A 21,800-nucleotide genomic window follows, 5' to 3' on the forward strand; every position below is an offset into this window, starting at 1 on the left:
GTCGCGCCGGCGCCGGGTGGGCTGACCCGCGATCGGCCCCCACGGCCGCGGCAACGACCGTGGAGGCCGGTCAGCGACGAGTGCGCGTGGCTCGCGCAATCGAGGGGTGCGGGCCGGTCGGGCCGGACGTCGACCTCGCCACCCGAAGACGGGCCGCCGCCGCGAGCTCGGCCAGTGACCGCACAGGTACGCTAGCGAATCGACGCAACTCGACGCAAGAGTCTCCACAGCGGACTGTCCCGGCAGGATGATGGCGGGTCGGCGGCCGGCCCGCGGCGGGGCAGTTTCGACATGGTGAACCTCTGATGGCACGCTGTCCGCCGTGAGTTTCGATCTGAGCGTGTGGGCCCTCGCGGACGGGGCGACACCCGAGGACGTCCGGGGCGCGGTGCAGCGGTGCCGCCAGGGACAGCACCTGGACCGGCACCCGGACCCACGGGTCGTGGGCTTCTACCGGGCGATCACCGCCACGTACCCGGACCGGCATCCCGGGCCGGACACCCCGTGGGCGGTCACCCCGCTGCACGCGGCCCACGACCACGTCGAGCTGAACCTGCACCCGACCTGCGAGGACCAGGTGCTGCTCGACATCGAGCGGCTGGCCGGCGAGCACGGGCTGATGCTCTTCGACGCCCAGGACGGCACCGTCTACCCGCCCCCGGCGCGGCTGCCCCACTGAGCGCCCCGACCGGTACCAGGGCCCGGTCGGCGTACGACAACGGGGCCCGGCGGATCGCCGGGCCCCGCCTCGTCGTGCCCGCGACTACTCGTCGCGCAGGTCGGCGGCGCTGGCCGCGGCCGCGCCGATCGACTCCGCGGCCGAGGTGAGCAGGTCGGCGCCGAGCGCCTGGTCGACGGTGAGCGTCATCAGCGTCTCGCCGCCGGCCTCCCGGCGGGCCACCTGCATGGCCGCGATGTTGATGCCGGCCTCGCCGAGCAGGGTGCCGACGGTGCCGACCACACCCGGCCGGTCGACGTAGCGCAGGAAGAGCAGGATGCCCTCGGCGCCGATCTCCACGTCGAAGCCGTCGACCTCGGTGAGCTTGATGATGTCCCGGGCGCCGGCGGTGGTGACCGTGCCGGAGACGCTGACCGTACGGCCGTCCGGCAGCGCGCCGCGGACGGTGACCAGGTTCGGGTGGTCGGCGGTCTCGGCCTGGGTGACCAGGGTGACCTCGACCCCGCGCTCGGCGGCCAGGTGCGGCGCGTTGACGTAGGTGACCTGCTCCTCGACCACCGAGCTGAACAGCCCCTTGGTGGCGGCGAGCTTGAGCACCGAGACGTCGTGGTTGACGATCTCGCCGCGGACCTCGACGGTGACGCTGGCGGCGACCCCGCCGGCGACCGCGGTGAAGGCCCGGCCGAGCTTCTCGGCCAGCGGCAGCAGCGGCCGGACGTCCTCGGCGACCACGCCGCCGGCCTGCACGTTCACCGCGTCCGGCACGAACTCGCCCTGCAACGCCAGCTTGACGCTCTTGGCCACGGCCAGGCCGGCCTTGTCCTGCGCCTCGTGGGTGGAGGCGCCCAGGTGCGGGGTGGCCACCACGTTGTCGAAGGCGAACAGCGGCGAGGAGGTGCACGGCTCCTTGGCGTAGACGTCGACGCCCGCGCCCGCGACCCGGCCCTCGGCGATCGCGTCGGCCAGCGCCTGCTCGTCGATCAGGCCACCGCGGGCGGCGTTGACGATCCGTACGCCCGGCTTGACCAGGGCCAGTTCCTTCTCACCGATCAGCCCGACGGTCTCCGGGGTCTTCGGCAGGTGGATCGAGATGAAGTCGCTCTCCCGCAGCAGCTCCTCCAGGCCCACCAGGCGGACGCCGAGCTGCGCCGCGCGGGCCGGCTGGATGTACGGGTCGTACGCGATCAGCCGGGTGCCGAAGGCGGCGATCCGCTGGGCGAAGAGCACGCCGATGCGGCCGAGGCCGACCACGCCGACGGTCTTGCCCTGGATCTCCACGCCGGTGTACTTGGACCGCTTCCACTCCCCCGCCTTCAGCGCGGCGCTGGCGCTGGCGGTGTTCCGGGCCACCGCGAGCAGCAGCGCGACGGCCTGCTCGGCGGCGGAGACGATGTTGGAGGTGGGCGCGTTGACGACCATGACACCGCGGGCCGTGGCGGCCGGCACCTCGACGTTGTCCAGCCCGACACCGGCCCGCGCGACGACCTTCAGCCGCGGCGCGGCGGCGATCGCCTCGGCGTCGATCTGGGTCGCGCTGCGCACGATGACGGCGTCGGCCTCGGAGAGCGCCGAGAGCAGGGCCGGGCGGTCGGTGCCGTCGACGTGGCGGACGTCGAAGTCGTGGGCGAGCACCTCGATGGCGGCGGGAGCGAGTTCTTCGGCGATCAGTACGACAGGAGTCATTGGTCCTCGTAGATGTCGTCAGAGCGGGCGGCCGGGCCGCCGGGCGCCGCACTGCGCCCCGCGCTGATCCGTGCCTTTTGCCGTCAGGTGCCGGCTACGCACCTACCCGCGATCGTAGGGGGCGGGCCGGCCGGCATGTCGCGGACCGTGGGGTGAGTGCCCTCACAACCAGTGGTAACCGGCCGGTGAACGGCAGTCGGCCCGTTCCCGGCGCGACGCGGTCCGGTCCGGTGCGACCGGGCCGCGCTGAGGTGTTGGTCACCCGGTCCCAGCAGGTAGGCCGGCGGCCGGGCAGTTCCGGCGTGGCGTTGCGGTCCCGCCCCGCCGTGCGTGCGAGCGGGCACGACGCCCGACGGCCCCGGCCCGGCGCCGGGGAGAGCGCCGGGTCGGGGCCGCCGGTGCGGCGCCGGTCGTACGCCGACGACCGGGCACCGCGGGAAAGGCGTCAGGCGGTCTCGGTGATCGGGCGGTCGACCCAGCTCATCATGCCGCGCAGCTTCCGGCCGGTCTCCTCGATCGGGTGCGCCGCGCCCTCGGCGCGCCACTTGGCGAAGTTCGGCCGGCCGGCGTCGTCCTCGGCGATCCACTCGCGGGCGAACTCGCCGGACTGGATCTCGGAGAGGATCTTGCGCATCTCCTCCTTGACCCGGGCGTCGACGACCCGCGGGCCGCGGGAGAGGTCGCCGTACTCGGCGGTGTCGGAGACGCTGTAGCGCATCCGGGCGATGCCGCCCTCGTACATCAGGTCGACGATGAGCTTCAGCTCGTGCAGGCACTCGAAGTAGGCGATCTCCGGGGCGTAGCCGGCCTCGGTGAGCACCTCGAAGCCGGTCTGCACCAGGGCCGCCGCCCCGCCGCAGAGCACCGCCTGCTCGCCGAAGAGGTCGGTCTCGGTCTCCTCGGTGAAGGTGGTCCGGATCGCGCCGGCCCGGGTGCCGCCGATCCCCTTGGCGTACGACAGGGCGAGCGCGAAGGCGGAGCCGGAGGCGTCCTGCTCGACGGCGACCAGGCAGGGCACGCCCTTGCCGTCGACGTACTGCCGGCGGACCAGGTGGCCCGGGCCCTTCGGGGCCACCATCGCCACGTCCACCTCGGCCGGCGGCTTGATCAGGTCGTACCGGATGTTGAAGCCGTGCCCGAAGAAGAGCGCCTTGCCCGGGGCGAGGTGCGGCGCGATCGACTCCGCGTACAGGGTGCGCTGCACGGTGTCCGGCGCGAGCAGCATGATCACGTCGGCCTCGGCCGCCGCCTCGGCCGGGGTGACCACCCGCAGCCCCTGTTCCTCGGCCTTGACCCGGCTCTTCGAGCCGGTCGGCAGGCCGATCACCACGTCGACCCCGGAGTCCCGCAGCGACAGCGCGTGGGCGTGGCCCTGGCTGCCGTAGCCGATCACCGCGACCTTCTTGGCCTGGATCAGGCCGAGGTCGGCGTCGTCGTCGTAGTACACCTCAACGCTCATGACTTCCCTTTCGCGTACGGCGGCCCGGGCGGCCCGTCGTGGATCGTTGCGTGTTGTCAGCGGGCGGCGGGGCCGCCTCAGGCGGCCCGCAGCGCCGGTCCGGCGGTGATCGACCGCGAGCCGCGCCCGATCGCCACCAGTCCGGACTGGACCATTTCCTTGATTCCGAAGGGTTCGAGGTCGCGCAGCAGCGCGTCGAGCTTGTCCGGGGTGCCGGTGGCCTCGATGGTCAGCGTGTCCGGTGCCACGTCGACCACCCGGGCCCGGAACAGGTTCACCGTCTCCAGCACCTGGGCCCGGGCCGTACGGTCGGCCCGCACCTTGACCAGCAGCAGTTCCCGGGCCACCGAGACCTGCGGGTCCAGCTCGACGATCTTCAGTACGTTCACCAGCTTGTTGAGCTGCTTGGTGACCTGCTCCAGCGGCGAGGACTCGGCGTTGACCACGATGGTGATCCGGGAGACGTCCGGGTTCTCCGTCTCGCCGACGGCCAGGCTGTCGATGTTGAAGCCGCGCCGGGAGAACAGCCCGGAGACCCGGGCCAGCACACCCGGCTTGTTCTCCACCAGCACGCTCAGCGTGTGCATCGTCATCAGATGTCATCCTCGTCGAAGACCGGGCGGACGCCGCGGGCGAACATGATCTCGTCGTTGCTGGTGCCGGCGGCGACCATCGGCCACACCATGGCGTCCTTGCCGACCACGAAGTCGATCACCACCGGGGCGTCGTTGATCTCCATGGCGGCGGCGATGGTCCGGTCGACGTCCTCGGCCGTCTCGCAGCGCAGCCCGACGCAGCCGAGCGCCTCGGCGAGCTTCACGAAGTCGGGGATCCGGTGCTTGTGGGTGCCGAGGTCGGTGTTGGAGTAGCGCTCCCCGTAGAACAGGGTCTGCCACTGCCGCACCATGCCGAGGTTGCCGTTGTTGATCAGGGCGATCTTGACCGGGATGCCCTCCAGCGCGCAGGTGGCCAGCTCCTGGTTGGTCATCTGGAAGCAGCCGTCGCCGTCCACCGCCCAGACCACCGTGTCGGGCTTGCCCACCTTGGCGCCCATCGCGGCCGGCACCGCGTAGCCCATCGTGCCGAGGCCGCCGGAGTTCAACCAGGTGTACGGCTTCTCGTAGGAGATGAACTGCGAGGCCCACATCTGGTGTTGGCCCACACCGGCGACGTAGATCGCGTCCGGACCGGCGATCTCGCCCAGCCGCTTGATCACGTACTGCGGGGAGAGCGTGCCGTCGGCCGGCTCCTCGTAGCCCAGCGGATAGCGCTTGCGCAGGTCGTCGAGCTGGGCCCACCAGTCGGCCAGGTCGGCGCGCCGGCCGGCCGTCTGCTCCGTGGTCACCGCGGTGACCAGCTCGTCGATCACGTGCCGGGCGTCGCCGACGATCGGCACGTCGGCGTGCCGGTTCTTGCCGATCTCGGCCGGGTCGATGTCGGCGTGCACCACCGTGGCGTCCGGGGCGAACGAGTCGAGCTTTCCGGTGACCCGGTCGTCGAAGCGGGCGCCGAGGGCGACGATCAGGTCGGCCTTCTGCAACCCGTAGACCGCGGCGACCGTGCCGTGCATGCCCGGCATGCCGAGGTGCTGGGGGTGCGAGTCGGGGAACGCGCCGAGCGCCATCAGGGTGGTCACCACCGGGATGCCGGTCAGCTCGGCCAGCCGGCGCAGCCCCTCGGTGGCGCCGGCCTTGAGCACGCCGCCGCCGACGTAGAGCACCGGCCGCCGGGCCGCGGTCATCAGCCGGGCCGCCTCCCGGATCTGCTTGCCGTGCGGGTGCAGGGTCGGCCGGTAGCCCGGCAGGTCCAGCGTCGGCGGCCAGGCGAACGTGGTGGCCGCCTGGAGGACGTCCTTCGGGATGTCGACCAGCACCGGGCCGGGCCGGCCGGTGGCGGCCAGGTGGAACGCCTCGGCCAGCACCCGGGGGATCTCGTCGGCGTTCTGCACCAGGAAGTTGTGCTTGGTGATCGGCAGGGTGATGCCCTGGATGTCCGCCTCCTGGAAGGCGTCGGTGCCGATCGACGGCCGGGCCACCTGGCCGGTGATCGCGACCACCGGCACCGAGTCCATGTACGCGTCGGCGATCGGGGTGACCAGGTTGGTCGCGCCCGGGCCGGAGGTGGCGATGCAGACGCCGACCTTGCCGGTGGCCTGCGCGTAGCCGGTCGCCGCGTGCCCGGCGCCCTGCTCGTGCCGGACCAGGATGTGCCGGACGCTGGAGTCGTAGAGCGGGTCGTAGGCGGGCAGGATCGCGCCGCCGGGGATGCCGAAGACGACGTCCACGCCGAGCGCCTCGAGCGAGCGCACCAGCGAACCGGCGCCGGAGACCTGGGCCGGGGCGGGGGTGCGTACCCCCGGAACGGCCGGGGTGGCCGCGGTGCGGACGGCCGCGGCGTGGTCGGCGTCGCTCGCCGGCTCGGCGGCCGCGCGCGCCCGCCGGGCGGAGTGGGCGAGTGTTTCGGGCGTGGGTCTGGTCATGGCGGTTCAGGCCTTCGGCTGGAGTGGGTGAGGCTCTACAGGCAAGTGAAACGCGGGCGGGGCCCGCTCCGACGGGTTTCGATGGCAACAAAAAAGCCCTCGTGCAGGATGCACGGGGCCAGCGCACTCTCAGCGGGGGAGAGTGCGCTCAGGTAAGTACTCGCAGCGACCGGGACATGGGGTCAAGCCTGACGCATCTCACGCGATGAGTCAACTGATCCCACATGTTGGTTAACGGATCTCGGCGCGTCGCCGTCCGACGCGCCCAGCGCACCCGGTGCGACCTGCCCGGACGCCGCTTCGGCGGGGCGTGGGGCGGGCGGCCGGATCGGCCCGACCACCGGCGGGGTGGGAAACGGCGCGGGTGCTCGCGCCGGGCGGGCGCCCGGCGAGGTGGCCGCCTCCAGCATCGCCTCCAGGTGCTCGGCCGGCACGCCCCAGCCGCAGAGCGCGCCCTGGCCGAACCGGCAGCCGGCGGCGACCACCGCAGCCAGCTCGGTCGGCGTGGTCACCCCCTCGGCGATCACCTCCAGGCCGAGCTGGTGGCCGAGCCGCATCACGATGTCGACCATCGGCGCGAAGGCCGGACCCTCGCGCCCCACCGGCCGGACCGGCTCGTGCTCGGCGACCAGGCTGTGGTCGATCTTGAGGATGTCGATCGGCAGGCGGCGCAGCTGCCCGAGCGACGAGTAGCCGGCCCCGAAGTCGTCCAGCGCGATCCGCACCCCGGTGCGCCGCAGCGCGGTCAGCCGCCGGATCAGCTCGTCGAGGTCGGTGGCCACGGCGTGCTCGGTGACCTCCAGCACCAGCCGCTGCGGCGGGACGTGGTGGGCCCGCAGCGCCTCGGCCACCTGCACCACGTACTCGGGGGCGTGCAGCTCGCGCGGGGAGACGTTCACCGACACCCAGACGTCGTGCCCGTCGGCGAGCCAGCGGGAGAGCTGGTGACAGGCCTGGTGCAGCACCCAGGCGCCGAGCTTGGCGATCATCCCGCACTCCTCGGCCAGCGGGATGAACTCGTCCGGCCGGACGTTGCCCAGCCTCGGGTTGTGCCAGCGCAGCAGCGCCTCCGCGCCGACCGGGCGGACCGAGGGCAGCGAGGCGACCGGCTGGAACACCAGCCGCAGCTCGTCGCGCTCGATCGCGCCGCGCAACTCGTGCTCCAGTGTGGTGCGCCGGCGCAGCAACTGGTCGTACGCCGCGTCGTAGCGCTCGATCCGGTTCTTGCCGCGCTGCTTGGCGTAGCGCAGCGCCAGGTCGGCGTGGCGCTGGAGCAGCTCCACGTCGGGCTTGCCGGCCCAGCCGGCCAGCCCGATGCTCACCGAGAGGAAGACCGGCCCCGCGGGCTGCTCGTAGGCGCCGCCGAGCACGCCGAGCAGCCGCTCGGCGACCCGGTCCGCGTCGGCCGGGTGGCCGTGCAGCAGCACCGCGAACTCGTCCCCGCCGAGCCGGGCGGCCACGTCGCCGGGACGCAGGTTGCCGCGCAGCCGCCGGCCCACCTCGGCCAGCACCGCGTCGCCCACGTCGTGCCCGCGCATGTCGTTGACGTTCTTGAAGCCGTCCAGGTCGAGGCCGAGCAGCACGCACGGGGTGCCGGCGGCGGCGCGGCGGTGCAGCGCGCGCAGCAGCCCGCGCCGGTTGGCCAGCCCGGTCAGCGCGTCGGTGTGCGCCAGCTCGCGGAAGTGCGCCTCCCGCTCGGCCAGCCGGCCGGCGTAGCCGCGCACGTCGTGCACCGTGAGGTACTGCCGGGCCACCAGGGCGAAGCCCTCCACGCTGCCGGCCGCGACGGCCAGCGCGCCGAACCGGCCGTCCTGGAGCAGGTGGTAGACGGCGGAGGCGGCCATCGCGACGACCGGGAGCAGCGCGTACTCGCCGTCGCGGCCGATCACGTCGGGGTCGGCCCGGTCCGGCGGGTGGACCCGGCGCAGTGCCAGCGCGGCGGTGAGGGCACCGGCGGCGAGCAGCGCCGCCGAGGTCACCGCCACCCCCGGCCCGGCCTGGCAGAGACCGGTCGCCAGGCCCATCCCGCCGCCGGCCAGCGCGATGGCGCCGGCACCGGCGGCGACGAGGTGGGCGCGGGACGCGGGTGCCCGGAAGACCACGATGAGCGCCACCCCGGCGGTCAGCGCCGCGCTCACCGTGGCGATCAGGATCGCCGGGCAGGCCATCGGGGTGGCCTCGCCGAGCAGTCGGGTCGGCTCGGCGACGAGCACCCAGCCGACGAACCAGAGCGCCCCCGCCATGATCAGCCCGTCGAGGACCAGCCGGGCGGTGGCCGCGACGGTCGGCGCCACGCCGGGCAACCGGAGCAGCCCGGTGGAGAAGAGCAGCCCGCTGGCCGCGGTGCCGACCGAGACCACCGTGGCCCGGTCGGTGCGGGCGCCCTGCTCGTGCTCCCAGTGCACGGCCGCGTCGAACACCTCCGCGACGCCGAGCAGCACGGTCGCCAGCGCCACCGCGCCGGCGGCGGCGAACAGCAGGCGGGCCGGGCGCTGCGCCGCCGCCCGCCGCCGGGCGGTGGCGGCCAGCAGCACCGCCGCCGAGGCGGTCACGAGCCCGCTCAGCACCGCTACCGCGACCGCGCCCGGGGGGAGATGCACGTCTCAACTCTGCCGGATGAGCGCTCCGGATGGGGGACCGGGTGCGCAACTGTTGGGACACGGCCGGCACGCCCGCCGGCCGGCGCGGCGACGGTGCCAGACTGGTAGTCATGCCTGAGCTGCGGTCGAAGACCTCCACGCACGGTCGGACGATGGCCGGTGCCCGGGCCCTCTGGCGGGCCACCGGGATGACCGACGACGACTTCGGCAAGCCGATCGTCGCCATCGCCAACAGTTTCACCCAGTTCGTACCCGGTCACGTGCACCTCAAGGACCTCGGCGGCCTGGTCGCCGACGCGGTGGCCGAGGCCGGCGGGGTGGGGCGGGAGTTCAACACCATCGCTGTCGACGACGGCATCGCGATGGGGCACGGCGGCATGCTCTACTCGCTGCCCAGCCGCGAGCTGATCGCCGACGCGGTGGAGTACATGGTCAACGCGCACTGCGCGGACGCCCTGGTCTGCATCTCCAACTGCGACAAGATCACCCCGGGCATGCTGCTCGCCGCGCTGCGGCTCAACATCCCCACCGTCTTCGTCTCCGGCGGGCCGATGGAGGCCGGCAAGACGGTGGCGATCGAGGGGGTCGTGCACAGCAAGATCGACCTGATCGACGCGATGATCGCCTCCTCCAACGAGGCGGTCACCGACGACCAGCTCGGCGCCATCGAGCGCTCCGCCTGCCCCACCTGCGGCTCCTGCTCCGGCATGTTCACCGCCAACTCGATGAACTGCCTCACCGAGGCGATCGGGCTGGCGCTGCCGGGCAACGGCTCGACGCTGGCCACCCACGCCGCGCGCCGCTCCCTCTTCGTCGAGGCCGGGCGCACCGTCGTCGAGATCGCCAAGCGGTGGTACGACGGCGACGACGCCTCGGTGCTGCCCCGCGCGATCGCCAACCGGGCCGCGTTCGAGAACGCGGTGGCGCTGGACGTGGCGATGGGCGGCTCGACCAACACCATCCTGCACCTGCTCGCCGCCGCCCGCGAGGCCGAGCTGGACTTCGGGGTGGCCGACATCGACGCCATCTCCCGGCGGGTGCCGTGCCTGGCCAAGGTCGCCCCGAACTCGCCGCAGTACCACATGGAGGACGTGCACCGGGCCGGCGGCATCCCGGCCATCCTCGGCGAGCTGGACCGGGCCGGGCTGCTGCACCGGGACGTGCACGCGGTGCACTCCCCCTCGCTGGAGCGCTGGCTGGCCGACTGGGACGTGCGGGGCGGCTCGGCGACCCCGGAAGCGGTCGAGCTGTTCCACGCCGCGCCGGGCGGGGTGCGCACCACGGAGGCGTTCTCCACCACCAACCGCTGGTCCTCGCTGGACACCGACGCGGCCGGCGGCTGCGTGCGGGACCGCGAGCACGCGTACTCGGCCGACGGCGGGCTGGCCATCCTGCACGGCAACCTGGCGCCGGACGGCTGCGTGGTGAAGACCGCCGGCGTGCCGGAGGAGTGCCTGACCTTCCGCGGCCCGGCCAAGGTCTACGAGTCCCAGGACGCGGCGGTCGAGGGCATCCTCAACAAGCAGGTCGTCGCCGGCGACGTCGTGGTGATCCGCTACGAGGGGCCGAAGGGCGGCCCCGGCATGCAGGAGATGCTCTACCCGACCTCGTTCCTCAAGGGCCGTGGCCTGGGCCGGGTCTGCGCGCTGCTCACCGACGGCCGGTTCTCCGGCGGCACCTCCGGGCTCTCCATCGGGCACGTCTCGCCCGAGGCGGCCTCCGGCGGGCTGATCGCGCTGGTCCGGGACGGCGACGAGATCGTCATCGACATCCCGGGCCGCTCGATCGAGCTGAACGTGCCCGAGGACGTGCTCCAGGCCCGCCGGGTCGCCGAGGAGAAGCGGGACCGCCCGTACACCCCGGTCGACCGGCAGCGGCCGGTGTCGGCGGCGCTGCGCGCGTACGCGTCGATGGCCACCTCGGCCAGCGACGGCGCCTACCGCCGCGTCCCGGAGTAACCCGCCCCCACGCCGCCCCCCGGCGCCGGTATGGTCCGCGTCGGGGGTGGGCGATCATGAGCTACGCGGGGTTGGTCCGGCCGGTCATCGACCGGGTGTACGTGGGCGCCCGCCAGGCCGCCCGGGACCGGATCACCGCCTACTACGCCGAGCGCGGGCTGCGGCCGGGCTTCGAGGTGAGCTTCAACTTCGGGCTGCTGGCCCGGCCGATGCCGGCCCGCGCGCTGGACGACGTGCTGGTCTACGTGGGCGCGGACATGACCACCGAGCTGGCGCAGGGCGTGGCCGAGGTGGACGCCGAGGGCGCCTGGCGGCTGACCGCGCTCGGGCGCGAGCTGGCCGCTGCCGTGCAGCGGATGACCGCCGAGGCGGCCGAGGAACGCTGGGCGGCCGCGCCGGCGTACCTGCCCGGCCTGGCGGCGGTGCCCCGGCTGGCCGACCTGGTCGGCCGGCTGCTGGCGCACGGGCTGGCCACCGGCGGGCCCGGGTTCCGGGCGCTGGCCCCGGTGTACGAGCCACCGGACGCCTCCCCGGCGCTGCGGCTGACCTCGCGGCTGGGCGCGCTGCGGCACCACCGCGGCGACGCGCACCGGGCGGCGTGGCGGGCGGCCAGGCTGACTGCGGCGGAGATCACGGCGCTGCCGGACGGGCCGGCGCGCCGGGCGATCGAGACCGAGACGGACCGCCTCGACGAGCCGGTCTACGCGGTGCTCACCGCCGAGGAACGGCTGGAGCTGCTGGCCGGGCTGGGCGCCCTGCCCGGCTGACCGCCGGCGCCCGACCGGCACGAGATCCTGGTGGCCGACGGCCGCCCGCCGACCGTCAGCCGGGCTCGACGACGCGGTCGACGACCAGCTGGGCCGCGCCCATGATGCCGACATCGGCCCCGGTGACGACCCGCTCGATGAGCAACGCCTGGGTGGCCAGTGGCAGGCACCGCTCGTAGAGAGTGGCCCGCATGCTGGCCAGCAGCGGCTCGCACTCGGCGAGCCGGCCGCCGATGGCGACGACCTGCGGGTTGAAGAAGTTGACCACGACAGCGAGGATCTCGCCGATCGAGCGGCCGGCCCGGCGGGCCAGCGCGGTGGCGTGCCGGTCGCCGTCGTCGATCAGCCGCATCACGCCGGTCAGGTCCTCGACCGGTACGCCCTGCTCGCGCAACGCGGCGACCAGGGCCGCGCCGCTGGCCACCGCCTCCAGGCAGCCGGTGTTGCCGCAGCTGCACAGCGGCCCGGGGTCGGCCACCACCCGGCAGTGGCTGATGTCGCCGGCGGAGCCCTGGGCGCCCCGGTGCAGCCGGCCGCCGGAGATGACCCCGGCGCCGATCCCGGTGCCCGCCTTGACGTAGACCGCGTGGTCGAGGTCGGCGTGCACGGCCCGGTGCTCGCCGAGCGCCATCAGGTTGGCGTCGTTGTCCACCACCACCGGCACGTCCGTTCGCCGGGCGCAGAACTCACGCACGTCGAAGCCGTTCCAGCCGGGCATCCGGGAGGGGCTCACGATCCGGCCGGTGTCGTAGTGGACCGGGCCGGGGATGCCGATGCCGATGCCGCGCAGTCCGCTGCCGGCGGCGCCGCCCCGCTGGCCGGGCACCGCGGCGGCGGGCGCCAGGGCGGCGACCTCGTCGAGCAGCGCGCCGAGCACGGCCTCCGGCCCGTCCTCGATGCGTACCGGCCGGGTGCGGGCCTCGACGACCCGTCCGGTGAGGTCGAGGGTGCCGAGCCGGGCGTGGTGCGCGCCCAGGTCGATCGCCCCGATCAGCGCCCCGCCGGTGGGCACCGCGAGCTGCCGGGGCCGGCGGCCGCCCCGGGACTTCCCGGCCCCGGTCTCCTGGAGCAGCCCTTCGCTGATCAGCGCCTCGACCCGCTGGGACACGGTGGACGGCGAGAGCCCGGAGAGCCGGGCGAGATCCGCACGACTGACCGCCGCTCCGCTGGCCACCAACCGGAGCAGCTCCCGTGGACCGCCGCGCAGGCCGTCACGCGGGGCGTCGTCAATCGTCACGCGAGGTTCATAGCATCCGAACTTTCTTGGGGCAAGCTGTTGACTTAGTTTGCCCTCTCGCATTAGATGGCCCCGTTGATTCGAGAAATGCATAACTTTATTCGGGCATCGTAGAAAGTGAGGCGAGCTGTGGCATCGACGGCGGCACCCGACCTCGCCGGCCGGAGCGGACCCACCCGCCCGGACCGGCCGATGGTGGCCGTCCGCGGCCTGCAGAAGTGGTTCGGCCCGCTGCACGTGCTCAAGGACGTCGACCTGACCGTGGCCGCCGGCGAGGTGGTGGTCGTGATCGGCCCGTCCGGTTCCGGCAAGTCGACGCTCTGCCGCTGCCTCAACCGCCTGGAGGTCGCCGGCGACGGCAGCATCGAGATCGACGGCGAACCGCTGCCGGCCGAGGGGCGCAAGCTCGCCCGGCTGCGCGCCGACGTCGGCATGGTCTTCCAGTCGTTCAACCTGTTCGGCCACCGGACCGTGCTGGACAACGTCACGCTCGGCCCGGTGAAGGTCCGCCGGGTGCCCCGGGCCGAGGCGCGTGAGCAGGCGCTGGCCCTGCTCGACCGGGTCGGCATCGCCGACAAGGCCGACCACTACCCGGCGCAGCTCTCCGGCGGGCAGCAGCAGCGGGCCGCGATCGCCCGGGCGCTGGCCATGCGGCCGAAGGTGCTGCTCTTCGACGAGCCGACCTCGGCCCTGGACCCGGAGATGGTCAACGAGGTCCTGGACGTGATGGTCTCCCTCGCCGCGGAGGGGATGACCATGATCGTGGTGACCCACGAGATGGGCTTCGCCCGCCGCGCCGCGGACCGGGTCGTCTTCATGGACGACGGCCGGATCGTCGAGTCCGGCACCCCCGACGAGTTCTTCGCCGCCCCCAGCACCGAACGGGCGCGCGACTTCCTCTCCAAGATCCTCCAGCACTGACCCCCGAGGAGGGTGGCATGTCGTTTCTCCACACGAGCTTCACGCGACGCCGCGCGCTGACCGTGGCCGCGACGGCGGTGACCGTCGCGCTCGCCGCCGCCGGCTGCGGCGACGGCGGCTCCGCCCCGACCCTGCCCGGCAACGCCGGCGGCGAGAAGGTGGCCCAGTCCGTCTTCGACGCCGCCCCGGTGGCGTCGGACGCCGAGATCCCGGCCGGCTCCACCATGGACATGATCCGCAAGCGCGGCTACCTGAACGTCGGCGGCTCGCTGGACGCCCCGCTGCTGTCCCAGCAGAACCCGGTCACCGGTCAGATCGAGGGCTTCGACGCCGACATGGCCAAGCTGCTGGCCAAGTACATCATCGGCAAGCCCGAGGTGAAGACGGTGACCATCGGCACCCAGACCCGGGAGGCGATGCTCCAGGCCAAGTCGGTGGACGTGATCTTCCAGACCTACACGATCACCCCGCAGCGGGCCACCCAGGTCGCCTTCGCCGGGCCGTACCTGACCTCCGGCCTGGCCGTCGCGGTCCGCAAGGACGAGACCGGCATCAAGGGCGTCCAGGACCTGGCCGGCAAGACCGTCATCGTCGGCGCGAACACCCCGGCGGTCACCGCGCTGCCGAGCGCGGCCCCCGGTTCCAAGCAGGTCGCCTTCGCCACCGACCCGCAGGCCGTGCAGGCACTGCTGCAGAAGCGCGGTGACGCCTACGTGCAGGACTTCACCCTGCTCGCCTCGGGCGCCAAGGCGAACCCGGGGATGAAGGTGGTCGGCGAGCCGTTCACCACCGAGGCGTACGGCATCGGCCTGAACCGGGAGGACGCCCAGTTCAAGGAGTTCGTCAACAACTGGCTCAAGAAGATCCAGGCGGACGGCACCTGGGCGAAGGTCTGGGAGAGCACCCTCGGCTCGGTGGTGGAGGGCGGCACCCCGACCCCGCCGGCGATCGGTTCCGTCGAAGGTTCCTGAGGACCCGCACCCGTCATGGACGCCCTCACCGCCCACCTCGACGAACTCGGCCACGGGCTGGTCACGACGGTCCAGTTGACCGTCGTGACCACCCTCGGCGCGCTGCTGCTCGGCGTCGTCGTGGCGACCCTGCGGGTCTGCCCGGTGCCGCTGCTGCGCAGCGTCGGCATGGTCTACGTCGAGGTGCTGCAGAACCTGCCGCTGCTGGCCCTGCTGGTGCTCTTCGTCTTCGCGCTGCCCACGATCGGCATCACGTTCCCGCTGTTCACGTCGGCGGCCATCGTGATCGCCGCCTACGAGGGGGCGTACCTGGCCGAGGCGATCCGCGCCGGGATCAACACGGTGGGGGTGGGGCAGGCCGAGGCGGCCCGCGCCATCGGGCTCACCTTCAGCCAGTCCCTGCGGTACGTCATCCTGCCGCAGGGACTGCGCGCGGTGATCCAGCCGATGGGCAACATCTGCATCGCGCTGCTGATGAACACCTCGCTGGCCGCCGCGGTCGGGGTGGTCGAGCTGACCCAGGCCGCCAACAACGTCAACCTCGTCGAGGCCCAGCCGATCGCCGTCTTCACCGGCGCCGGCCTGGCCTACATGCTGCTGGCGCTGGTGATCGGTCGGCTCACCGGCACGCTGGAACGAAGGTTGGCGATCGTCCGATGAACCCGAACCAGCAGATCCTCTTCGACGTGCCGGGCCCGCGCGCCCAGCGCCGGATCCGGATCGCCACCGTGCTGGGCGCGCTCGCCGTGCTCGGCGGGCTCGCCTGGGCGGTGCACCGGTTCGCCAGCTACGGCGAACTCGCCGCCGACCGGTGGCAGCCCTTCACCACCTGGCCGATCTGGCGCTACCTGCTCGACGCGCTCTGGAACACGCTGCTCGCCGCCGCGGCGACCGCCGTGCTCAGCGCCGCGCTCGGGCTGCTGCTGGCGCTCGGCCGCCTGTCGGTGCACCGCCCGGTCCGGTGGCTGGCCGGCGCGTACGTGGAGGTGTTCCGGACCGTCCCGGCGCTGCTGCTGATCTACGTGACGCTCTTCGCGCTGCCCCGGTACGGCCTGAACTTCCCGCTGTTCTGGAAGCTCGTGGTGCCGCTGGTGGTCTCCAACTCGGCGGCCTTCGCCGAGATCTTCCGGGCCGGCATCAAGGCGCTGGACCGGGGCCAGACCGAGGCGGGACTGGCCGTCGGGCTGCGCCGGGGCCAGGTGATGCGGCTGGTGGTCCTGCCGCAGGCCCTGCTTCAGCTCACCCCGTCCCTGGTCAGCCAGCTGGTCGGGCTGCTCAAGGACACCTCGCTCGGGTTCGTGGTCAGCTACACCGAGCTGCTCTACAGCGGGCAGGTGCTCGCCTCGTACACCAACCTGCTGATCCAGACGTTCCTGGTGGTGGCGCTGATCTACCTGGTGGTCAACGCCTCGCTGTCGAAGTTCGCCCGCGTCCTGCAGGCCCGCAACGGGCGGTTCACCGGCCGCGGCCGGTCGGCCCGACCGGACCCGGCCGTCCTCACCCCAGGGGGTAACCGGTGACCGACCGCCCGTACGCCGAACTGGCCCGGGTGACCCGCAACGGCTTCGTGGAGAGCCGCCACCACGGCAGCGTCGTGGTGCTCGACCCGACCGGCGCCGTCGCGCTGCGGGCCGGCGTACCCGACGAGCCGGTGCTGCCCCGCTCCACCCTCAAGCCGGTGCAGGCGCTGGCCTGCCTGACCGTCACCGAGGCCGCCGGGCCCACGTCGGCGCGGGCCGGGGTGCTCGCCGGGCCCGCGCTGGCCATCGCCGCCGGCAGCCACACCGGCGACGACCGGCATGTGGCAGTGGTACGCGACCTGCTGACCGCCGCCGGGCTGACCGAGGACGCGCTGGGGTGCCCGGTCGACTGGCCGGAGGACGAGGCCACCCGGGAGCGGCTGATCCGGGCCGGCGAGCGGCGCAGCCGGATCCGGATGAACTGCTCGGGCAAGCACGCCGCGATGCTGCTCGCCGCCGCCGCCCGGGGGTGGTCGACGCACGACTACCTCGACCCGGCCCACCCGGTGCAGCGCGAGACCGCCGCCGCCGTGGCGCGACTGGCCGGCACCCCGGTCAGCACCGTGGCCGTGGACGGCTGCGGCGCGCCGCTGTTCGGCCTGCCGCTGACCGGGCTGGCCCGCACCTTCCAGGCGCTCGCCGCGGCGGAGCCGGGCAGCCCGGAGGCGCGGGTGGCGGAGGCGATGCGCCGCCATCCGGAACACGTCGGCGGCTGGCACGGCCACCCGAACACCGACCTCATGCGGGCGCTGCCCGGGGTGCTCGCCAAGGGCGGCGCCGAGGGCGTGCTGGGGGTGGCGACCCCCGACGGCTACGCGGTCGCCGTGAAGGCGATCGACGGCAGCCCGCGCGCCACCACCGTGATCGCGCTCGCCGCCCTGGCCGAGGCCGGCGCGGCGGTCGACGGCGCCGCGGAGCTGCGCCGGGTGCCGGTGCTCGGCGGAGGCGAACCGGTGGGCGCCGTCACCGCCGCCATCGACTGGACCGCGGGACCGGCCCGCACGGAGAAGGAAGACTGATGACGACATTCGAGATCTGCATCGACAGCGTCGAGGGGGCGATCGCCGCCGAGGCGGCCGGCGCCGACCGGGTGGAGCTCTGCTCCGCGCTGTTCGACGGCGGGCTGACGCCCAGCATCGGCACCATCGAGACCGCCCTGCGCAGCGTGGACCGGATCCGGGTGCACGTCATCGTCCGCCCCCGGGCCGGTGACTTCATCTACTCGCCGGCCGAGGTCGACGCGATGGTGCGTGACGTGCGGGCGGCGGTGGCGGCCGGCGCGCACGGCGTGGTGATCGGGGCGCTGACCCCGGAGGGGGACGTCGACGTCCCCACCACCCGGAAGCTGATCGAGGCGGCCGGGGACGTCAGCATCACCTTCCACCGGGCGTTCGACATGGTGCGGGACCCGTTCCAGGCGCTGGAGCAGCTCGTCGAGCTGGGCGTGCACCGGGTGCTGACCTCGGGTCAGGAGGTGAGCGTGCTGGAGGGGGCGCCGCTCATCGCCGAACTGGTCCGCCGGGCCGGCGACCGCATCGTCGTCATGCCGGGTGGTGGCATCACCCCGCGCAACATCGCCCGGATCATCGCGGCCACCGGGGCGCAGGAGTACCACTTCGCGGCGCTGGTCACCTCGGACAGCCCCGCCGTGCACCGCAACCCGCGGCCGCTGATGGGCGGCGCCCTGAACCGGCCCGAGTACGAGCGCTCCGGCACCTCCGGCGAACTGGTCGGCCAGGTGCTCGCCGCGGCCCGCGGCTGACCGCCCGACCACCCAACGCTTGACCGGACGATCCGGCGGGGAGGCGCCCCCGCCGGATCGTCGCCTTTCCGCAACCGGCACCACGGCTTCGACGGGAGCCCCACCGGGCACGACGGCCCGACCGCGCCGGGAGGCCCGGAGCGTGTCGGCCCGTGCCCGCCGGCCGGCGTCTCAGCGACCGGGGGCACCGGCGGGCGCGGTCTCGGCCGGCCGGTCAGCGGCGAGCGCGACGGACCGGGCGTGCCGGATGGCGCTGGGGGTGTCCGGGAAGACCAGGCCGTCGCGGCGCAACTGGTCGGCCACCCCCAGGGCGGCCAGCACCTGGTCGTGGCCGGGTGCGATCCCGGAGAGCAGCACCGTGATGCCGCGGCCCTGCAACCGCAGGATGGCGTCGCCGAGGACCTGCGCGCCGGTGGCGTCGATGGTGGAGACCCGGGACATCCGCAGGATGACCATCCGTACGTCGGCGACGTCGGAGAGCTGGAGCAGGAAGTTGTGGGCCGCCGCGAAGAACAGCGGCCCGTCCAGCCGGTAGGCCACGATGTGGTCGGCGAGCAGCGCGTGCTCCTCGGCGCTGTGCTCTCCCCGGTCCAGCGGGACCTGCTCCACCCGGGCCGTACGGGCCACCGCGCGCAGGGCGATCACCACGGCCACGCCCACCCCGACCGCCACGGCGGTGACCAGGTCGAGCGCCACGGTGACGGTGAAGGTGAGCACGAGCACCAGCGCGTCGCCCCGGGTGGCCCGGGCCAGCGCCCGCAGCGAACCCGCCTCGACCATCCGCACGGTGGTGGCCAGCAGGACGCCGGCCAGCGCGGCCAGCGGGATCCGGCCGACCAGCGGGGCGGCGGCCAGCACGATCGCGGCGAGCGCGACGGCGTGGGTGAGTGACGCCAGCTTCGAACGCGCGCCGGCCCGCACGTTCACCGCGGTCCGGGCGATGGCGGCGGTCGCCGGGATGCCGCCGAACACCGGTGCGGCCAGGTTGGCCAGCCCCTGACCGAACAGTTCCCGGTCGGGATCGTGGCGTTCGCCGACCGTCATGCCGTCGGCGACGGTGGCGGAGAGCAGGCTCTCCAGCGCGGCCAGCGCCGCCACCGCCAGCGCGGAGGGCAGCAGCACGCCGACCGCGGCCGGGTCGAGGAAGCCCAGCGACGGCGCCGGCAGCCCGCTGGGCAACGCGCCGATCCGGGCCAGCTCGACCGGCACGGTCTCCGCGAGCACGGTGGCCAGCGCCACCCCGATCAGCGAGAACGGCAGCCCGGGACGCCACCGGGCGCCGAGCAGCATGAGCGCGGCGACGCCGAGGGCCAGCGCGAGCGGCGCCGGCGCGGGGTGCGCGGCGAACCGGACCACCGCGTCGGCGGCGACCGCCCAGACCCGCTCGCCGTGCGCGTCGGCCACCCCGAGCGCGGCCGGCACCTGTTGCAGGGCGATGACCACCGCGATGCCCGCGGTGAACCCTTCGATCACCGGGACCGGCAGGTAGCGGACGTACCGGCCGAGGCGGGCCAGCGCCAGCGCGATGAGCAGCAGCCCGGCCATCGCCCCGACCATCAGCACGCCGGTCGCGCCGAAGCGCTGCACCACCGGCACCAGCACCACTGTCATCGCGCCGGTCGGGCCGGAGACCTGGAGGTTGGAGCCGCCGAAGACGGCGGCGACCGCGCCGGCGACCACCGCGGTCACCAGGCCCGCCTGCGCGCCCAGGCCGGAGGTGACGCCGAAGGCCAGGGCCAGCGGCAACGCCACCACGGCCACGGTGACCCCGGCGAGCAGGTCGCGGCGGGGCGAGCGGCGCACCGCGCGCCAGTCGGCGGGTTGCGGCAGCAGGCCGAGGAGGCGATGGCGGAGCAGGACGGCAGCGGCACTCACCGGGTGGACCTGTCGGCCCGCAGCTCGCCGAGCAGCCCGTCCCGGTCGGCGAGGACCGCGCCGAGGATCCGCCGCCCGGCGGCGAGCAGGTCGGCCACGTCCGGGGTGCTGAGCGCGTACATGACCAGGGAGCCGTCCCGCCAGGTGCTGACCATGCCGGCGCGGCGCAGCACGGCGAGCTGCTGGGAGAGGTTGGACGCCTCGACGTCGATGGCCGCGAGCAGGTCGCGGACCGGCCTGGGCCCGTCCTGGAGCAGCTCCAGCACCCGGATCCGCACCGGATGCCCGAGCGTGCGGAACAGTTCGGCCTTCGCCTGGTACAGCGGCACTGACACGCCGTCGCCTCCCCCTGTCGCGCGGCCACCCGCCGCACAGACCTGAAGACTTTAGCACTTGCAGAATCCTTCAAATCAATGGTGCGGCCTAGCCGAGAAGGGCCCCGTCTCATCTCACCCTCCGCATGCTGGAACCCTCCGTAGATCGAGAGACGTTGACTTAACCGGATAAGCATGGACACCGCACGGGCCGGTTGCGACAGTGTCAAACGATCGACAACCGCCGACCTCCCCCGATGGATCCGAGCGCCATGGGAGCACGATCATGCGTGCGGTCGACCTTGATGCGGATAGGCCGGCCCGCTGACTCCCGATGCCGGGCAGTGAGACTTAACCGGAAAAGGTCGTAGCCCCGAGCGGGCCGTCTCGGCGCGGCAGCCAGGCACCGGCCGGGTGCAGTACCGTGATCTCCGCCGGCCGCCCGGCGGGCACGTCCCCGGGTCGGACGGACGGTCCCGCCACGGGCGGGCCGGGAAAACGCCGTCCCGCCACCGCGCGGGAGGGAGGAGGAGCACGCCGGTGAAGCGGCCGACCATCGCCGACGTCGCCCGACGGGCCGGGGTCTCCAAGGGCGCGGTGTCGTACGCGCTGAACGGCCAACCCGGCGTCTCCGCGGCCACCCGCCAGCGGATCCTCGCCATCGCCGCCGAGATGGGCTTCAGCCCCAGCAGCGCCGCCCGGGCGCTCTCCGGCGCCAGCGCCGAGGCGGTCGGGCTGGCCCTGTGCCGCCCGGCCCGCACCCTCGGCATCGAGCCGTTCTTCATGGAGCTGATCAGCGGCGTCGAGGCGGAACTCGCCGCCCGGTCGTACGCCCTCACCCTCCAGGTGGTGGCCGACCCGGCGGCCGAGATCGCTGTCTACCGGCGCTGGTGGGGCGAACGGCGGGTCGACGGCGTGCTCGTCTGCGACCTGCGCACCGACGACCGCCGGGTGCCCGTGCTGGAGGAACTCGGCCTGCCCGCGGTGGTGATCGGCGGCCCGACCGGCACCGGACGGCTGGCCAGCGTCTGGTCCGACGACGCGGCCGCGCTGGTGGAGACGGTGGAGTACCTCGTCGCGCTCGGGCACCGGCGGATCGCCCGGGTCGGCGGCCTGCCCGACCTGCTGCACACCGAGATCCGCACCGAGGCGTTCGACCGGGCCTGCCGGCGGCTCGGGCTGGCCGACGCGGTGACCGTGCCGTCGGACTACACCGGCGAGGAGGGCGCCCGGGCCACCCGCCGGCTGCTCAGCTCCGCCGCCCGACCGACCGCGGTGATCTACGACAACGACGTGATGGCGATCGCCGGCCTGTCGGTGGCCCAGGAGATGGGGCTCGCCGTTCCCGGTGACCTGTCCATCGTGGCCTGGGACGACTCGCCCCTCTGCCAGCTGGTGCACCCGTCGCTGACCGCGCTCAGCCGGGACATCCCGGCCTACGGCGCGCAGGCCGCCCGGCAGTTGCTGGCGGTGATCGGCGGCGCCGACCCGACCGGGTTGCAGGACGAGACGGCGCACCTCACCCCGCGCGGCAGCACCGCGCCGCCGCGGAACGGTTGAACCGGCCGGACCGGC

18 protein-coding genes are annotated in these 21,800 nt (G+C 73.8%); 10 read left to right on the top strand and 8 right to left on the bottom strand.

The features are described 5' to 3' along the window. The first annotated feature begins 322 nt into the window (after positions 1-322). Positions 323-679, top strand: a complete 357-nt coding sequence (locus tag Q3W71_RS03530; protein ID WP_302917814.1) for a hypothetical protein — start codon at positions 323-325, stop codon at positions 677-679. Positions 680-763: 84 nt separating this feature from the next. Here Q3W71_RS03530 and serA read toward each other — a convergent pair whose 3' ends face one another. From serA to Q3W71_RS03555, 5 genes are all read right to left on the bottom strand, one after another. After that, positions 764-2,362, bottom strand: a complete 1,599-nt coding sequence (gene serA / locus Q3W71_RS03535; protein WP_302917815.1) for a phosphoglycerate dehydrogenase — start codon at positions 2,360-2,362, stop codon at positions 764-766. Between the two features lie 445 nt (positions 2,363-2,807). Next, positions 2,808-3,821 carry a ketol-acid reductoisomerase gene (ilvC, locus tag Q3W71_RS03540; RefSeq protein ID WP_109900155.1) on the bottom strand — a complete coding sequence of 338 codons (1,014 nt, stop codon included), beginning with the start codon at positions 3,819-3,821 and terminating at the stop codon, positions 2,808-2,810. A 77-nt stretch (positions 3,822-3,898) separates the two neighbouring features. Beyond that, positions 3,899-4,414, bottom strand: a complete 516-nt coding sequence (ilvN, locus tag Q3W71_RS03545) for an acetolactate synthase small subunit (protein WP_088995589.1) — start codon at positions 4,412-4,414, stop codon at positions 3,899-3,901. Then, positions 4,414-6,300, bottom strand: coding sequence for an acetolactate synthase large subunit (locus Q3W71_RS03550; RefSeq protein ID WP_302917816.1), 1,887 nt, complete (start codon positions 6,298-6,300; stop codon positions 4,414-4,416). The genes ilvN and Q3W71_RS03550 overlap by 1 nt, the downstream gene beginning before the upstream one ends. A gap of 182 nt (positions 6,301-6,482) precedes the next feature. Beyond that, a complete protein-coding gene (locus Q3W71_RS03555) occupies positions 6,483-8,867 on the bottom strand; it encodes a bifunctional diguanylate cyclase/phosphodiesterase (RefSeq protein WP_302918715.1) in 2,385 nt (794 codons plus the stop codon). 143 nt (positions 8,868-9,010) lie between these two features. Between Q3W71_RS03555 and ilvD the strand changes: the two genes are divergently transcribed. Both ilvD and Q3W71_RS03565 read left to right on the top strand, forming a co-directional pair. Continuing rightward, positions 9,011-10,858: a dihydroxy-acid dehydratase gene (gene ilvD, locus Q3W71_RS03560; protein ID WP_302917817.1), complete on the top strand. Its 1,848-nt coding sequence runs from the start codon at positions 9,011-9,013 to the stop codon at positions 10,856-10,858. Between the two features lie 56 nt (positions 10,859-10,914). After that, the gene (locus Q3W71_RS03565) at positions 10,915-11,625 is read left to right on the top strand and encodes a hypothetical protein (protein WP_302917818.1); all 711 of its coding nucleotides are present in this window, start codon (positions 10,915-10,917) and stop codon (positions 11,623-11,625) included. A gap of 55 nt (positions 11,626-11,680) precedes the next feature. Here the strand turns inward: Q3W71_RS03565 and Q3W71_RS03570 are convergent, their stop codons facing one another. After that, positions 11,681-12,862 (bottom strand): ROK family transcriptional regulator, encoded by a 1,182-nt coding sequence (locus Q3W71_RS03570; protein ID WP_302917819.1) that lies wholly within the window; start codon positions 12,860-12,862, stop codon positions 11,681-11,683. Between the two features lie 192 nt (positions 12,863-13,054). On the opposite strand from Q3W71_RS03570, the gene Q3W71_RS03575 reads away from it, so the two are divergent. From Q3W71_RS03575 to Q3W71_RS03600, 6 genes are read left to right on the top strand one after another with little or no spacing between them, the layout of a single operon-like run. Next, positions 13,055-13,783 (top strand): amino acid ABC transporter ATP-binding protein, encoded by a 729-nt coding sequence (locus tag Q3W71_RS03575; RefSeq protein ID WP_302918716.1) that lies wholly within the window; start codon positions 13,055-13,057, stop codon positions 13,781-13,783. Positions 13,784-13,800: 17 nt separating this feature from the next. Then, positions 13,801-14,754 (top strand): glutamate ABC transporter substrate-binding protein, encoded by a 954-nt coding sequence (locus Q3W71_RS03580; RefSeq protein WP_302917820.1) that lies wholly within the window; start codon positions 13,801-13,803, stop codon positions 14,752-14,754. A gap of 15 nt (positions 14,755-14,769) precedes the next feature. After that, complete coding sequence (locus Q3W71_RS03585) at positions 14,770-15,414, top strand: amino acid ABC transporter permease (protein WP_302917821.1); 645 nt, start codon at positions 14,770-14,772, stop codon at positions 15,412-15,414. Next, on the top strand, positions 15,411-16,274 hold the full coding sequence (locus tag Q3W71_RS03590) for an amino acid ABC transporter permease (protein WP_302917822.1): 864 nt from the start codon (positions 15,411-15,413) through the stop codon (positions 16,272-16,274). The genes Q3W71_RS03585 and Q3W71_RS03590 overlap by 4 nt, the downstream gene beginning before the upstream one ends. After that, a complete protein-coding gene (locus Q3W71_RS03595) occupies positions 16,271-17,293 on the top strand; it encodes an asparaginase (protein ID WP_302917823.1) in 1,023 nt (340 codons plus the stop codon). The genes Q3W71_RS03590 and Q3W71_RS03595 overlap by 4 nt, the downstream gene beginning before the upstream one ends. Beyond that, the gene (locus tag Q3W71_RS03600; protein ID WP_302917824.1) at positions 17,293-18,036 is read left to right on the top strand and encodes a copper homeostasis protein CutC; all 744 of its coding nucleotides are present in this window, start codon (positions 17,293-17,295) and stop codon (positions 18,034-18,036) included. The genes Q3W71_RS03595 and Q3W71_RS03600 overlap by 1 nt, the downstream gene beginning before the upstream one ends. 171 nt (positions 18,037-18,207) lie before the next feature. On the opposite strand, the gene Q3W71_RS03605 is transcribed toward Q3W71_RS03600, so the two are convergent. Beyond that, on the bottom strand, positions 18,208-19,911 hold the full coding sequence (locus Q3W71_RS03605) for a SulP family inorganic anion transporter (protein WP_302917825.1): 1,704 nt from the start codon (positions 19,909-19,911) through the stop codon (positions 18,208-18,210). Next, entirely contained in the window at positions 19,908-20,246 is a 339-nt protein-coding gene (locus Q3W71_RS03610) for a helix-turn-helix transcriptional regulator (protein WP_302917826.1), read from the bottom strand. Before Q3W71_RS03610 ends, Q3W71_RS03605 begins: the two co-directional genes overlap by 4 nt. Positions 20,247-20,765: 519 nt before the next feature. Here Q3W71_RS03610 and Q3W71_RS03615 point away from each other — a divergent pair. Next, on the top strand, positions 20,766-21,785 hold the full coding sequence (locus tag Q3W71_RS03615) for a LacI family DNA-binding transcriptional regulator (protein ID WP_302917827.1): 1,020 nt from the start codon (positions 20,766-20,768) through the stop codon (positions 21,783-21,785). The last annotated feature ends 15 nt before the right edge of the window (positions 21,786-21,800 follow it).

Origin of the sequence: Micromonospora sp. C28SCA-DRY-2 (assembly GCF_030519475.1) — a bacterium.
GTDB lineage: Bacteria > Actinomycetota > Actinomycetes > Mycobacteriales > Micromonosporaceae > Micromonospora.

Excerpts from the sequence above, each read along its gene's own strand:
- serA (WP_302917815.1), bottom strand. The coding sequence starts at position 2,362 with ATGACTCCTGTCGTACTGATCGCCGAAGAACTCGCTCCCGCCGCCATC.
- ilvC (WP_109900155.1), bottom strand. The coding sequence starts at position 3,821 with ATGAGCGTTGAGGTGTACTACGACGACGACGCCGACCTCGGCCTGATC.
- ilvN (WP_088995589.1), bottom strand. The coding sequence starts at position 4,414 with ATGACGATGCACACGCTGAGCGTGCTGGTGGAGAACAAGCCGGGTGTG.
- Q3W71_RS03550 (WP_302917816.1), bottom strand. The coding sequence starts at position 6,300 with ATGACCAGACCCACGCCCGAAACACTCGCCCACTCCGCCCGGCGGGCG.
- ilvD (WP_302917817.1), top strand. The coding sequence starts at position 9,011 with ATGCCTGAGCTGCGGTCGAAGACCTCCACGCACGGTCGGACGATGGCC.
- Q3W71_RS03565 (WP_302917818.1), top strand. The coding sequence starts at position 10,915 with ATGAGCTACGCGGGGTTGGTCCGGCCGGTCATCGACCGGGTGTACGTG.
- Q3W71_RS03575 (WP_302918716.1), top strand. The coding sequence starts at position 13,055 with ATGGTGGCCGTCCGCGGCCTGCAGAAGTGGTTCGGCCCGCTGCACGTG.
- Q3W71_RS03580 (WP_302917820.1), top strand. The coding sequence starts at position 13,801 with ATGTCGTTTCTCCACACGAGCTTCACGCGACGCCGCGCGCTGACCGTG.
- Q3W71_RS03585 (WP_302917821.1), top strand. The coding sequence starts at position 14,770 with ATGGACGCCCTCACCGCCCACCTCGACGAACTCGGCCACGGGCTGGTC.
- Q3W71_RS03590 (WP_302917822.1), top strand. The coding sequence starts at position 15,411 with ATGAACCCGAACCAGCAGATCCTCTTCGACGTGCCGGGCCCGCGCGCC.
- Q3W71_RS03600 (WP_302917824.1), top strand. The coding sequence starts at position 17,293 with ATGACGACATTCGAGATCTGCATCGACAGCGTCGAGGGGGCGATCGCC.